Source organism: Tepidanaerobacter sp. EBM-49 (assembly GCF_001896645.1).
Taxonomy (GTDB): Bacteria; Bacillota; Thermosediminibacteria; order Thermosediminibacterales; family Tepidanaerobacteraceae; genus Tepidanaerobacter; species Tepidanaerobacter syntrophicus.
This window is the reverse complement of record NZ_MPPE01000013.1, coordinates 31,560-45,116: the sequence shown is the minus strand read 5'-3', so window position 1 is coordinate 45,116 and position 13,557 is coordinate 31,560. Positions and strand designations below refer to the sequence as shown.

Genomic DNA, 13,557 nt, shown 5'->3' with positions numbered 1-13,557 from the left:
CTTTACATTTCCCCTTTCTGTATTATTTCCAATATATTACTTGCTATCTCTTCTACTGCTTTATTCGAAACATCAATTTGTGGACATCCGATTTTTTTCATAATGTTTTCAGCATACTCAAGTTCTTCTTTTATTCTGTCAAGTTGCGCATAGCTTGCTTTTTCGTCAAGTCCCATAGCCTTTAGTCTTTCACGTCTTATTTCATATAATTTTTCCGCAGTTATAGTAAGACCTACAATTTTATTGGGCGCTAGAGTGAACAATTCATCCGGAGGCGCCACTTCAGGTACGAGCCTTAAATTAGCCACTTTAAGTCTTTTATGAGCAAGGAACATTGCTAAGGGAGTCTTGGAAGTCCTGGAAACACCGATAAGCACTACATCGGCACGGGAAAGGCCTCTCGGGTCTTTGCCGTCATCATACTGCACGGCAAATTCTATTGCCTCTACCTTTTTAAAGTAATCTTCATCTGTTCGATGAACTAAGCCAGGCTGCAGATGAGGTTTCACATCAATTATTTTTGAGAAGGCTTCCATCATGGGTCCCATTAAATCCACAATTGGAATGTTGTTTTCGTTTGCAAGATTTATAAGAAGCTGCCTTACCTCAGGCAGGACGATAGTGCAAACAATTATACAGTTGTCCGTATGTTTTGCCTCTTCAATTATGTCTGTCACATATTCACTATCCGTTACATAAGGGATTTTACGGATTTCTACTTTTCCGGAGTTAAATTGAACCATTGTTGCACGGGTTACAATTTCTGCTGTTTCTCCAATAGAATCTGAAACAACAAAAACCACCGGCTGGTTTTTATCTTCTTTTATAATTATCCCTCCCTTCAGTTCTTTCCAAGCTCAACAAAAAGTTTAGTAATAGTTGTTTTAGTCACTTTGCCAACTATTTTATACTTTTCTTGACCGTTTTCTATTACAGCTTTAACCACCGGTAGTGCATCGACTTGATGATCTACAATCTTTCTTGCGGCTTCATATGCGCTTTCCTCGGGAGTTACAGTTACTATATTGGGCATCCTAGTCATAACAACACCTATAGGTATTTGATGCGTATTAGTATTTCCTATGGCTGTTTTAAGCAAGTCCTTTCGGGAAACTATCCCCTGCAGATTCCCCTCATCGTCTGAAACAAATAAGGTGCCCACATCTGTCAAGAATAAGGTAACTATTGCATCATATACAGAAGTGCTTTCTTTTACGATTACCGGAGTTGCTTTGATTTCGTCTACTTTAATATCAGTTATTTTCTCTGATATTAAAGTATCTACGGCTTTACCGGTAAAGAAATAGCCTACTCTAGGTCTTGCCTCCAGCACACCAAGCATAGTCAAAACTGCAAGATCCGGTCGCAGTGCCGATCGGGTCAAATTAAGTTTTTCCGCAATTTGTTCGCTTGTAATTGGCTCATTTTTTTTTACTATATCTACTATCAAAGCCTGTCTTGGTGATAATTTTATGAGTTTTCACTCCCTTCAAAAACGCACAGGCTGCAAATGCCAACTAATATTATACTACAAAACTTTCAAAAATCCTCTTTTTACAGAAAGAATTATTTTAGGCATTATGAGTGAAAGCTTTGGACGTCTTTTATAAATTGGGTTGTTTTAAGTTTTTTATCAATATGATATTCTATAAAAAGCTCTAATATCTCCTGTAGCTGCTGTTTAGTATATTCTTTAATTTCAATGTCTTCCAGTTCTTCATAGGTCTTTGTCAGCATCTTTCTCATTACATTTAAGGTATCTGTAGTAATGTTTACCGCTTTTTTATCTTTTTCGATACAATCTCTGCAGAGAATGCCTCCCATTGAAGGGCTAAAATAAATTATATTAAAATTTTTTTTGCCGCAGTTCACGCACCTAAAAAGTTCCGGTGTAAAACCATTAAGTGCTAAAAGCTTTATTTCATAAATCCTGCTTAGTACCTCCGGATTTTCTGATTCCTGCAATAGATACATTGTTTTTAAAAAGAAATCAAAAAGCTGTTTATTTTTATCTTCTAAGGGCGTCGATGCTCTCAGAAGCTCTGCAAAATACAATCCATATGCTACAGCCTCTAGGCTCTGGCGTATTCTAAAAAAAGATTCCTTGATTTCGCATTGGCTTACAGAATCCAGACTTTTGTTCTCTAAAATCAAAAAATTGCTGTAGCAAAAAAGCTGAGTACCGGCTAAAATGGGACTGCGAGGCCGTCTAACTCCTCTTGCCACAACATGGATTTTGCCCTTGTCAGGCGAAAAAAGCGTAAGCACTTTATCTGCTTCGCCTAAATTTCTGTGGCCTAAGACTACGGCATCAGTTCTATAAAGAGCCATTTAAAGTTTACTCCTTCATTAATACAATCAGTATTTTACATATTTAAAAACATAATTATTTTTTTAAAGAAAACTATGTATCCGACTATTACTGCATTTACTGCAGATATGAGCACAGCGCCGGCCGCTACATTTTTAGCAGCTTTAGCTAGCGGATGATATTCTGTGGTATACATATCAACAACTGTCTCAATTGCTGTATTAATCATTTCTGCAACTAATACCATTGTAACCGTCAAGGAAATCGCTAAGATTTCAGATATGCTAAGTTTGAGTATAAAGCTTAGTAATACAACTATTATTGCAGCAGAAAAATGAATTTTTATATTGCGTTGGGTTTTAAATGCGTAAACCACCCCTGCTAAAGCGCATAAAAAACTTTCTCCCAGGCTTCGGGTTTTTTTCATCTTAGCCAACCTCTTTTGTCATCTTGTTAAACCTATGGATTCTAAAATCTTCTCTTCTTTATTTCTCATAACTGCTCTTTCGCTTTCAGTCTCATGGTCATAACCCAAAAGATGTAATATGCCGTGAGTTACTAAAAATCCGATCTCCCGTTCTATCGAATGACCATATTCCTCAGCTTGGCTCCTAGCCCTTTCCAATGAAATGACCACATCTCCCAATAACTCTTCTTCTTCACATTCAAAGCTGATATCCGATTCATCCACGCTTTCCCGCATAGCAAAAGAAAGTACATCTGTCGGTGCATCGATTGATCTATAGTTTTTATTAAGATTTTGAATATATTCATCATCTACAAGCACAATGCTGACTTCCACATCACCTGACACGTTTTCAGCTAGTAGTGCAGCATTAATTACCTTCGCTATAAGATCTTCCAGTTCTTTTGAAACCTCAATTTTGTTTTGCATATTGTTTATTATTACATCTGCCATCATTCCAAGTCCTTTCCTTGTAATTCCCTTAGTTTTTCGGGATATTCGATACGCGTATGAAAAATTCCCGTAAGCACTTTAGAAAAAGCGATTGCTATTTTATCAAGGTCTTTTAAGGTTAAATCGCACTCATCTAATTGTCCGTCGGAAAGTTTATCTTTGATTATCTGGCGAATCAATCCCTCGATCTTGCCGGGAGTAGGATTTGGCATAGACCTAACTGCAGCTTCAACGCAGTCTGCCAGCATTACTATTGCAACTTCTTTTTTCTGAGGCCTGGGGCCTTCATAACGATATATTTCCTTATCTACTTTTTTATCTTTATTGTCACCGTTTTCTTCTAAAGCCTTATTGTAAAAAAATGATAGTAAGGTAGTCCCATGATGCTGCTGAATGAAATCCTTAATGCAGGATGGAAGATGGTATTTGTCCGCCGATTCAATCCCGTCTTTTACATGCGATGTAATAATTAACGCACTAAGAGCAGGAGTTAATTTATCATGAGGATTATCCGACATAAATTGGTTTTCTATAAAAAAATATGGGCGTTTTAATTTACCAATATCGTGATAATCTGCCCCCACCCGGGCAAGTAAGGCATCTGCACCAACAGCTTCGGCGCCTGCCTCTGCCAAGTTGCCGACTATTACGGAATGATGGTAGGTGCCCGGTGCATCCAGCATTAATTTTCTAAGCAGTGGCTGGTTCGGATTTGAAAGTTCTAGCAGTTTTATGGCGCTTGTAATTCCAAAGGCAGTTTCTAAAAAAGGAAGCATGCCAATTGCAAGTATGGAAGATAAAATCCCATTGACGAGTCCCCAGGCACTTTGCCTTGCTACTTCCAAAAACGTGCTGCTATTATTCAAAAGCAGAAGGCCCGTTATACTAAAAACATTTATTGTGCTAATTATCACTCCAGCCTTTGTAAGATCAGATCTTAGCGACACTTTTGTTGAGCAAAAAACTCCTGCAAGCGCCCCTGCAAGCGCAACTAATATAAATGAAAAATCATTTTCAAACATTATCCCACATACCGCACTCATGGCAAAACTTGAAAGTATCGCTATATTGGGATTGATGAGAATAGATATAAGCATGCTGCCCGCCGCCAAAGGCACCAGATATTTTGAAATAGGTTTTATCCCTACTGAAATAACCAGAGTAGCGAGTATTATCGTTACAAATAGAGCTAAATATACATTGTTGGCGTATACATTTTTATGAAAAGTATATATGGAGTAGCCTAACATACCGGTAAGGAGAGCCGATATTATGCAAGCTCCGGCAATCAAGCTTAAATCTGCCCACGGCTCTCCCACAAGTAATCCTAATTCCTTTAGCATTTCTTTATGCTCTTTTGTTATAACTGTTCCTTTTTCAATTAGCACCTGATTTGCAACAACTTTTACTGGGGCTACGGCTTCCATGGCCTCCCGCTGCTGTTCCTCAGTTGCTTCTCTGTCATATATCATATTAGGCTTAATCGTAAATAAGGCAATTTCTTCGCCTATATTTTTATATTCTGCAGGCAGTTTTAGGTCTTTAAACTCATCTATTACATATTTTTTTGTCCTTTCTAATGAATCTTCTTTAACGCCTTCCTCCATAACTTCTTCAATTACGGCCTTTACTATTGTCTCAAGTTCTTTTAGAGATGTGTCGCTTATCGCAACAAGTTTGTTGTATGATTCATCGGATATCTCGGTTGAGATTTCTTCTCTTAATGACTTAATTTTTTCTTCATCAGTCAGGAAATCTTTGTTTCTAATTTCTTTAATGTAATTAAATATATTATCAGTTTGGTTTTTTACTTCAGCAGTAACGGTTTGATTTAAGGTATATTTTTTGGGGACAGCATCGGCTGCGGCCTGTCGAAGTTTAGTTGTTTCAATTGAATTTATTGTATCCTTCTTTGCTATAATATTTTCTTGGAGAACCTCGCCAATTCTTACATCGTATTTTGGAGGAATTGCAGAAAAAAATATCATTGCTGTCAGTGCTATAAAGAAAAAAAGCCCCAGCGCCACCTTCTGGAACATTGAACTAGTAAGGACTGATTCTATAAATCTCTTGGGAAAAGCAAGCTTTGCCACGGTTATATATCACTCCACGTTCTTTTTAAGGCGCTTTTCGTCAAACCTTTCATAAGCCTTAATTATTCGCTGAACAACTTCGTGTCTTACCACATCTTTATCATCAAGGTATACAAACTGTATTCCTTTTATATCTTTTAATATCTCTCTCACTTCTTCAAGGCCTGAATAAACCCCTTTAGGCAAGTCAACTTGCGTTAAGTCACCGGTAACCACTGCTTTTGACCCAAAGCCAAGGCGCGTCAAAAACATCTTCATTTGCTCCGATGTAGTGTTCTGGGCTTCGTCAAGTATAACAAAGGAATCATCTAAAGTTCGTCCGCGCATGTAGGCAAGGGGAGCCACTTCAATCAATCCCTTTTCCATGTAACGGCGGAAAGCTTCTACTCCTAAAATATCATATAAAGCATCATACAGCGGCCTTAAATACGGGTCAACTTTATCTTGAAGGTCTCCCGGCAAAAATCCGAGTTTCTCGCCAGCTTCAACAGCAGGTCTTGTCAAGATAATTCTGTTGACTTCTTTCTCTTTAAATGCTGTAACTGCCATCGCCATAGCAAGATAGGTTTTACCGGTTCCAGCGGGGCCTATTCCAAAAACTATATCGTTTTTCTTCATTGCAAGTGTGTAAAGCTTTTGGCCAATTGTCTTCGGTTTTATCGGTTTTCCACGGTGGGTATAGCATACCACGTCATCATATAATTCGTTTATCTTTTCTCCCTCTCCATTCTTTGCAAGTCTTACAAAATATTTTACATCATTTGCCGTAGGAGCATCATCTTTTTGCAGCATTTCAACCATCTGATTTAAAAGCTGCTCTACGGTTTTAACATCCTTTTCCTCTCCGATTATTGAAATCTCGTCATTGCGAGTTACTATTCTCACATCGAATTGCTCTTCGATATATTTTGCATTTATATCGCGGTTGCCAAACAAGGATGTCATTTTATTTATATTATCTACGGCAACCCTGGCTTCTGCTGTGTTATCTCTCAAATTCTTTCCTCCCTGATATAGATTAATAAATTACTTCGAGAACATTCTGTTTTGTTCTCTTTGTACTTTTAATATACCATAGTATTGAGTAGAATTCCATATTTTATAGTAAAAAACCTTACAGCAGTTAAGCTATAAGGTTTAATAACCAAACATTTATTAGTCAGCGCCTTTTATTATCCAGTGCTCTCGGTGGTGAAAGTATTTCATGCACTATTATCCCTTTAAGAATGCCTTCACGATCAAAAGCATCGGAAAGATCTATGCCTTCCTTAGGTTTTTGCTCATTTTTCACCTCTGTTTGTTTTTCCGGAAGTCTCGTTTTAATTTGAGCATGTAATAAATTAGATTTCTCTTCAACTCCTACAGACTCTTCAAAAGCCAAGGCAGCTTCTCCTACTGGATTATAAACATCAGCTGTAGGAAGGGGAGAGGTGCTTTTTTGAGCAATGACTTCTTTCTTTGGAATCGGCTTTATATCCGGCTTTTTTGATTTTTGAGATCGTTCTCGCCCTTTGGCTATCATGCCAAGCACTGCAAGAAGAATTATTACAATTAGATCTTCCACCAAATCACCTACTCTTTGTTATGTTGAGAATCATCGTCGGTTTTAGGTGCAAGTTTTGATATAGAATCCCTCATTTGTGTATCTGCAATGATATTTTTCATATTATAATAATCCAGAACTCCAAGCTTTCCCTGTCTTAGGGCCTCAGCTAAAGCCTTTGGAACTTCCGCTTCTGCTTCAACAACTTTTGCCCGCATTTCTTGTACCATAGCTTTCATTTCTTGTTCTTTTGCTACTGCCATTGCCCTGCGTTCTTCGGCTCGCGCCTGGGCAATGCGCTTATCTGCTTCGGCTTGATCTGTTTGAAGTTGTGCGCCTATGTTTCTGCCTACATCAACATCTGCTATGTCTATTGAAAGGATTTCGAAGGCTGTTCCTGAATCAAGGCCTTTATTTAAAACTGTCCGTGATATGGAATCAGGGTTTTCTAAAACAGCTTTATGGCTTTCCGCTGAGCCTACTGTTGTAACTATTCCTTCTTCAACTCTTGCAATAATTGTTTCTTCGCCTGCACCTCCTACCAGTCTGTCAATATTAGCTCTTACGGTAACCCGGGCTTTCGCTTTCACCTCAATGCCATCTTTGGCTACTGCCGCTACTACAGGGGTTTCGATTACCTTAGGATTTACGCTCATTTGGACAGCTTCTAGAACATTTCTACCTGCCAAATCTATAGCTGCGGCTCTTTCGAAGGTAAGTGGAATTTCAGCTCTCTGAGCTGCTATTAAAGCATTTACCACTCTGTCTACATTACCGCCTGCAAGATAATGAGCTTCAAGTTTGTCAACTCCCACATCTAATCCGGCCTTCACTGCTTTTATCAATGGATTTACGATCTTATGTGGAGGGACGCGGCGAAGTCTCATGCCTATCAAATTGAATATCCCTATTTTTACTCCCGCAGCTAAGGCCGAAATCCAAAGGCCCAAGGGGACAAAGCTTAAAACAACTGCTAAGAAAATAAAAACTACAGCAACAATTAAAAGCATTCCTATCGTGAATCCCATAAATTATTCACTCTCCTTATTGTTAGCATTTCTTACTATAATCTTGCTTCCCTCAACTTTTATAACTACGATTTCTGAATTTTTTGGTATAAACTCTCCTTCTGCCAAAACATCGACCTTTTCTCCATTTATTACTGCTGCACCGGTAGGTCTTAATGGGGTAATTGTTTTGCCTTTAGCTCCGAGAAATTCACTTGCATCTTTACTTGTTGCTACATAACCTTTGGCTTTTTCTTGTTTTGTGCCTAATATTATACGGTTAAAGATCGGGTTTACGGTAATTCTCTTCATCAAAAAGTATATTATGATGCTACTTGCTGCTATAGCAAAAATGACAGATATCAGTGCCTGCTCAAGATTTGGAAAAGCCATTATTATAGCTGCAATTATTGATAAAATCCCTGTTACTCCGAAAACTCCGAAACCAGGCATAAATATTTCTATTAAAAGAAGTGCCATTCCTAATATAAACAGGCCGAGAACCCAAGCAGGCGCAGCCCCTGCCATAAAACTTCCGCCAAAAAACAAACCAAAGGCTATAAGTCCGATTACTCCAGGAATTCCAAAACCCGGTGAGAGTATCTCGGTCACAATGCCTACTATCCCAATCATTAATAAAATCGGTGCTATGTAGGGATTTGAGGCTACGTGCGCAATTTGTTCCGGAAGGTTCATCTTTGCTCTAATAATCTCGGCATTGCCTTTGTTTTCTGGCAAGATTTTTTGTATAACTTCGTCTAAATTTTCCACTTGCTCATCTATGAGCCCCAGTTTTAGGGCTTCTTTGGTAGTAAGGGATAAAATCTTGCCCTTTTCTTTTACCCCTTCGATAACTATATCTGAATCTGCCATCGCCGCAACCAGCTGTGGATCTCTACCTCTTGCTTCCGCTACTGCTCTTAGGGCCGAAGACCAATAAGAAATATATTTCTCCTCATTCGGGCGAGTTTCAGCGGCCCCTATGGTCGCTGCCGGAACTGCCATGATTTTCTCACAAGATATCGCGATAATAACGCCAGCCGAAGTAGCTTCTTTATTTATGAATGCAACTGTAGGAATAGATGTGCGAAGAATATTGTTGCTAATTTTTATAGCTGAATTGACTTCGCCACCAGGTGTATCTATTTCAAAAATCAGGGCCTTTGCCTGAGTTTTTTCAGCCTCATTTATAGCTCTTTCAGTAAATACAGCAACACCGTTATCTATTACCCCTTCTACCGGAATAACATATATATATGTCTTGCCATCCGAATTGTTTTCAGCTTTGCATATCTGAAGAAAAGTAAATATCAAGCAAATCGAAACAAATGTGATTAAAGCTTTTTTATATCTCATGCTTTTCTCCTTAAATTCTCAATCTGTGTATGTGCTTTCTTGCCTAATTGTTAAAAGAGCCTGGTATCACAAGACACCAAGCTCTTAAATTATATTTACTGCTGTAAAAACTTTTTTACAGTCTCACTGACTAAGCTGCCGTCAGCTCTGCCTTTTATTTTGGGCATTACGGCACCCATAACCTTGCCCATATCTTTTATACTTGTCGCGCCAACCTCACGAATACTTTGACGCACTATTTCTTCAAGTTCTTCTGCAGTTAATTGCTGAGGGAGATATTTTGATAGAACTTCTATTTCCTTTTCCAGACTTTCTACAACTTCGGATTTACCTAATCGCTCATATTCGCTAATATCGTTTTTGCGTTTTTTTATTTCCTTTAAAAGAACCTCTACCACTTCTTCATCATTTAGCTCGTGGCATTTTTCTTTTTCAGCATAGACAATAGCGGACTTTGCCATCCGAATAACGGAAAGCCTGTCTTTATCTCCTGATTTTAGAGCAACTTTCATATCTTCATTCAACATATCTTTTAGCGACATGCCGCATACGCTCCTTAAAACTTACGGGTTTTTCTTTTACGGGCTGCTTCGGATTTTTTCTTGCGTTTAACGCTGGGTTTTTCATAATGTTCGCGTTTCCTCACTTCGGAAAGTACTCCTGACCTTTGACATTTTCTTTTAAATCTGCGAAGCGCGCTATCAAGCGACTCATTTTCTCCCACTCTTACTTCTTCTGACATTCTTTATTCCCTCCCTCCGCTGCACTTTCTGCCTTAAACATTGCTTTAATTATATAATACGCTGGGATTATAGCTTATTATATGCCTTCATTTTGTTATCGTCAATATCAACCCGGGGGCCATTTCATAAATCTGCCGCCCAGTAAATGAAAATGCAAATGAGGGACAGTTTGGCCTCCATCATTACCTGTGTTTACTACTAGCCTGAAACCCTTTTCATCTATCCCAAATTCTCCTGCAAGTTTTTGTGCAAGTTTGATAATTTGCTCAAGTATTTGTGCGTTCTCGTCGTTTATTTCCATGATTGACTTTAGATGCTGCTTTGGAATCAAAAGGAGATGGATGGGTGCTTGGGGATTGGCGTCGTTAATAGCAATTAGATCTTCATCTTCGTAAACAATTTTAGCCGGGATTTCTTTGTTTATTATCTTGCAAAATACACAGTCCATCGAAATTCCACCTCCTTACTATTTCGTAATTAAATAAAAGCTTATTTAAATTTATTCAACATCGACTTATCAATTTCCTTCTTTTCGGCAAATATTTTTTATGGTTCTGCTATTTCGCCATAAACACAATCGTTTAGGTTCTTTATTAACTTAACGCAAGCTATTTTATTGTGAAGATTGGCATTCGAAGTCGAGGGTGCTACAACTTTAATATAGTTTTCAGTAAAACCTTCATAGAGGCCGTTACCTGTTTTATCCTCAAAGAGTACTTTTTGTGAAGAATTTAAAAATTTATTTCGAAAGTTTCCCTCGAGTTTTTCGCTCAGTTTTAAGAGTTCATGGCATCTTGTACTTTTAATATCTTTTTCAACTTGATTTGTCATAGCGGCTGCCGGTGTTCCTTTGCGGGGAGAAAAGGGGAACACATGTAGTTTTGAAAAATCGATTGCTTTTATAAAGTTTTTGGTTTGTTCGAATTCTTCATCAGTTTCTCCCGGAAATCCTACAATTACATCTGTAGTAATGGATGCATCCGGCAGTAATTCTCTTATGCGGCTTACCCTTTCTGCAAATTCAGCTGTAGTATAACGGCGATTCATCCTTTGTAGAACGCTATCACATCCGCTTTGCAGCGGCACGTGAAAATGATGGCAGAATTTATCTATTTTTGAAAGTCCTAATAGAAATTCGTCAGTAAGTTCTATGATTTCTATAGAGCTTAACCTTATTCTTTCGATGCCTTGAATTTTTGCAATTTCAGAGATTACATCCAGCAGACTTGTTTTATCTTTTAAGTCGGTCCCATACAAGCCAAGATGAATGCCGGTAAGCACTATTTCTTTAAAACCATCCTTAGCCAAATTCTCGGCTTCGTTTAGAATGTTATTAAGCATGCGGCTTCTAACCGGTCCTCTTGCATATGGGATTATACAATAAGAGCAGAACATATTGCAGCCATCTTCTATCTTTAAAAAAGCCCTTGTTTTTTGGCGATGTCCCTTTACTGCTATTTCCTCAAATGTCTCCTCTTTCATTACATTTTTAATATCGACTACAGGGGCCTCGGTTTTATCTGACTGCTGCAGTAAATCTACAATTTTTTGTCTGTCTTTAGTCCCTAGAATAACTGATACGCCTGGTATCTTAAGGATTTCGTCGGCATTTGTCTGAGCATAGCAGCCGACTACCGCAATCTTTGCCGTCGGATTGCTGCGAATAGCCTTTCGGATGATTTGGCGCGATTTCCTGGCGCTTTCGTTTGTAACATTGCAAGTATTTATAATATAGACATCTGCTTCGCTATCAAAATCCACTATGGTATAGCCTCTATTTTCAAAAAGTTCGGCCATCGCTGCCGACTCGTATTGGTTAACTTTACACCCTAATGTGTAAAAAGCTACTTTAGGCATTATCTTCCTCCTATGTCGCCTATTTCATACATAATAATGCTGGATACTGCAAATGAAGCAGTTTCTGTTCTCAAAATCCTAGGGCCCAAGCTTACAGGCGTTGCTCCTATAGCCACTGCCTTTTCTATCTCTTTTTCGGAAAAACCGCCCTCAGGACCTATAAATACCGCAACTTTCGAAGCACCTCTACCTTTATATTTTAATACATCTTTTAATGAAGTCTCACGTTCATTTTCCCAGGGAATTATGGTTAGCTGGCAGTCGCCAGTTTTGCTAAGAGCCGTGTCAAAGTCGCATATCTCTCTTACTTCTGGTATATTAATCCTCATACATTGTTTTGCGGCCTCCTGAACGATTTTGCTCCATCGCGCTAATTTAAATTCAGATTTAGAAGGCATGATATTAGCTACTGTTCGCTCAGTTATCATGGGTACGAATTCGCTTACACCTATTTCTGTGTTTTTCTGGAGTATCCATTCAAACTTTTCACCCTTAGGCAAGCCGCAATATAATGTAATATAAGGTCGAATTGGATCTGCATTTTTCTTATCTATAATTTCAATTTCGATTATAGGACCTTTAATGTCGATATCTAAAATTAAGCCTGTATACTCTATATTTTTGCCATCAGAAATACTTATAATATCGCCTTTTTTATACCTAAGCACTCGGGCAATGTGGTGGGCTTCTTCTCCCGAAATCCCAGTGTGTTCACCTATATTCAAATCTTTAAATATAAAGAATCTTGGCATAAAACAAAACACCCCCATCCTACTTGCCGATGGGGGTCTGAGTTGACACAAGAGCAACCCATTCGCCCTTTTCAAATTGTTCAACCAAGTCGAAACCGTTCCTTTCTAAAGCTTCAATTACAGAAAGTTTTCGGTCTTTTATAATTCCGGACGCTATAAATATGCCGCCATCTTTTAAGCATAATGCTGCTTCTTTACTCAAATCGATTATAACGTCGGCTATTATATTGGCAACTATTATATCGGCTTTAAAATCAATGTCTTTTAATTTATCATTTTTTATAGCCTGAATAACTGTATCCAGTCCGTTCCTTTCGGCATTTTCTTGGGTAATACGTACAGCGTTTTCATCTGTATCAATTGCTAACACTTGGCTTGCTCCCAGCTTCCCGCTTGCTATGGACAATATGCCGGAACCACACCCTACATCAATTACTGTCATTCCTTGTTTTACGTATTTCTCTAAAATTTCAAGGCATAAAACTGTAGTTTCATGTGTGCCTGTGCCGAAGGCCATACCCGGATCCAGTTCTATAACAATTTCTTCGGGTTTTGGAGTATATGTCTCCCAGGAAGGTTTAATTACAATTCTATTTCCTATATGGGTAGGTTTGTAATATTTTTTCCATGCGGTACTCCAATCGGTTTCAGAAATAGTTGTTAGAATTATTTCACCCTTACCGATGTTAAGACCATAATTCGGAAGTTCATTTATTCGTTTTCGGATCGTTTCCGCCCTCTCGGCAAGGCTGCTGTCTTCTACTAAATACCCTGTCACTTGAGCTACTTCAAAATCTAATCCTTCCGGGATTTCTATATAATCCCATTCCTCTGTATCATGAGGGCGAAGATAGATTTTTGGATCCTCGATAACAACTCCGGCTACGCCGGCTTCGTAAAAAATGTTCGAAACCGCTTCAATGGCCTCTGTTGTAGTCTTTACTCTTATTTCTACCCAGTTCATTTAAACCCTCCT

16 protein-coding genes are annotated in these 13,557 nt (G+C 38.5%); all 16 read right to left on the bottom strand.

Annotated features, from left to right (window positions below; all coding sequences use genetic code 11):
* Window positions 1-2: 2 nt before the first annotated feature.
* The gene (locus BUE08_RS02225) at window positions 3-803 is read right to left on the bottom strand and encodes a pyruvate, water dikinase regulatory protein (protein WP_238142661.1); all 801 of its coding nucleotides are present in this window, start codon (window positions 801-803) and stop codon (window positions 3-5) included.
* A 38-nt stretch (window positions 804-841) separates the two neighbouring features.
* Window positions 842-1,474: a transcriptional regulator CcpN gene (gene ccpN, locus BUE08_RS02220; protein WP_059032951.1), complete on the bottom strand. Its 633-nt coding sequence runs from the start codon at window positions 1,472-1,474 to the stop codon at window positions 842-844.
* A 104-nt stretch (window positions 1,475-1,578) separates the two neighbouring features.
* A complete protein-coding gene (gene recO / locus BUE08_RS02215; RefSeq protein WP_059032952.1) occupies window positions 1,579-2,331 on the bottom strand; it encodes a DNA repair protein RecO in 753 nt (250 codons plus the stop codon).
* Window positions 2,332-2,366: 35 nt separating this feature from the next.
* A complete protein-coding gene (locus BUE08_RS02210) occupies window positions 2,367-2,738 on the bottom strand; it encodes a diacylglycerol kinase family protein (RefSeq protein WP_213951695.1) in 372 nt (123 codons plus the stop codon).
* An 18-nt stretch (window positions 2,739-2,756) separates the two neighbouring features.
* Window positions 2,757-3,233, bottom strand: coding sequence for an rRNA maturation RNase YbeY (ybeY, locus tag BUE08_RS02205; RefSeq protein WP_238142663.1), 477 nt, complete (start codon window positions 3,231-3,233; stop codon window positions 2,757-2,759).
* The gene (locus BUE08_RS02200; RefSeq protein WP_286680249.1) at window positions 3,230-5,323 is read right to left on the bottom strand and encodes an HD family phosphohydrolase; all 2,094 of its coding nucleotides are present in this window, start codon (window positions 5,321-5,323) and stop codon (window positions 3,230-3,232) included. Before BUE08_RS02200 ends, ybeY begins: the two co-directional genes overlap by 4 nt.
* 9 nt (window positions 5,324-5,332) lie before the next feature.
* Entirely contained in the window at window positions 5,333-6,268 is a 936-nt protein-coding gene (locus tag BUE08_RS02195) for a PhoH family protein (protein WP_059033233.1), read from the bottom strand.
* Between the two features lie 214 nt (window positions 6,269-6,482).
* On the bottom strand, window positions 6,483-6,887 hold the full coding sequence (locus BUE08_RS02190) for a hypothetical protein (protein ID WP_286680248.1): 405 nt from the start codon (window positions 6,885-6,887) through the stop codon (window positions 6,483-6,485).
* Window positions 6,888-6,895: 8 nt separating this feature from the next.
* The gene (gene floA / locus BUE08_RS02185) at window positions 6,896-7,894 is read right to left on the bottom strand and encodes a flotillin-like protein FloA (RefSeq protein WP_286680247.1); all 999 of its coding nucleotides are present in this window, start codon (window positions 7,892-7,894) and stop codon (window positions 6,896-6,898) included.
* Between the two features lie 3 nt (window positions 7,895-7,897).
* Window positions 7,898-9,229: an NfeD family protein gene (locus tag BUE08_RS02180; protein ID WP_213951692.1), complete on the bottom strand. Its 1,332-nt coding sequence runs from the start codon at window positions 9,227-9,229 to the stop codon at window positions 7,898-7,900.
* A gap of 95 nt (window positions 9,230-9,324) precedes the next feature.
* The gene (locus BUE08_RS02175; RefSeq protein ID WP_059032958.1) at window positions 9,325-9,771 is read right to left on the bottom strand and encodes a GatB/YqeY domain-containing protein; all 447 of its coding nucleotides are present in this window, start codon (window positions 9,769-9,771) and stop codon (window positions 9,325-9,327) included.
* A 14-nt stretch (window positions 9,772-9,785) separates the two neighbouring features.
* Window positions 9,786-9,971 (bottom strand): 30S ribosomal protein S21, encoded by a 186-nt coding sequence (gene rpsU, locus BUE08_RS02170; protein ID WP_059032959.1) that lies wholly within the window; start codon window positions 9,969-9,971, stop codon window positions 9,786-9,788.
* Window positions 9,972-10,078: 107 nt separating this feature from the next.
* Complete coding sequence (locus BUE08_RS02165) at window positions 10,079-10,420, bottom strand: histidine triad nucleotide-binding protein (RefSeq protein ID WP_059032960.1); 342 nt, start codon at window positions 10,418-10,420, stop codon at window positions 10,079-10,081.
* Window positions 10,421-10,518: 98 nt separating this feature from the next.
* Entirely contained in the window at window positions 10,519-11,829 is a 1,311-nt protein-coding gene (gene mtaB / locus BUE08_RS02160) for a tRNA (N(6)-L-threonylcarbamoyladenosine(37)-C(2))-methylthiotransferase MtaB (protein WP_286680246.1), read from the bottom strand.
* Window positions 11,829-12,581, bottom strand: coding sequence for a 16S rRNA (uracil(1498)-N(3))-methyltransferase (locus BUE08_RS02155; protein WP_059032962.1), 753 nt, complete (start codon window positions 12,579-12,581; stop codon window positions 11,829-11,831). The genes mtaB and BUE08_RS02155 overlap by 1 nt, the downstream gene beginning before the upstream one ends.
* Before the next feature lie 19 nt (window positions 12,582-12,600).
* Complete coding sequence (prmA, locus tag BUE08_RS02150) at window positions 12,601-13,545, bottom strand: 50S ribosomal protein L11 methyltransferase (RefSeq protein WP_059032963.1); 945 nt, start codon at window positions 13,543-13,545, stop codon at window positions 12,601-12,603.
* Window positions 13,546-13,557 lie beyond the last annotated feature (12 nt).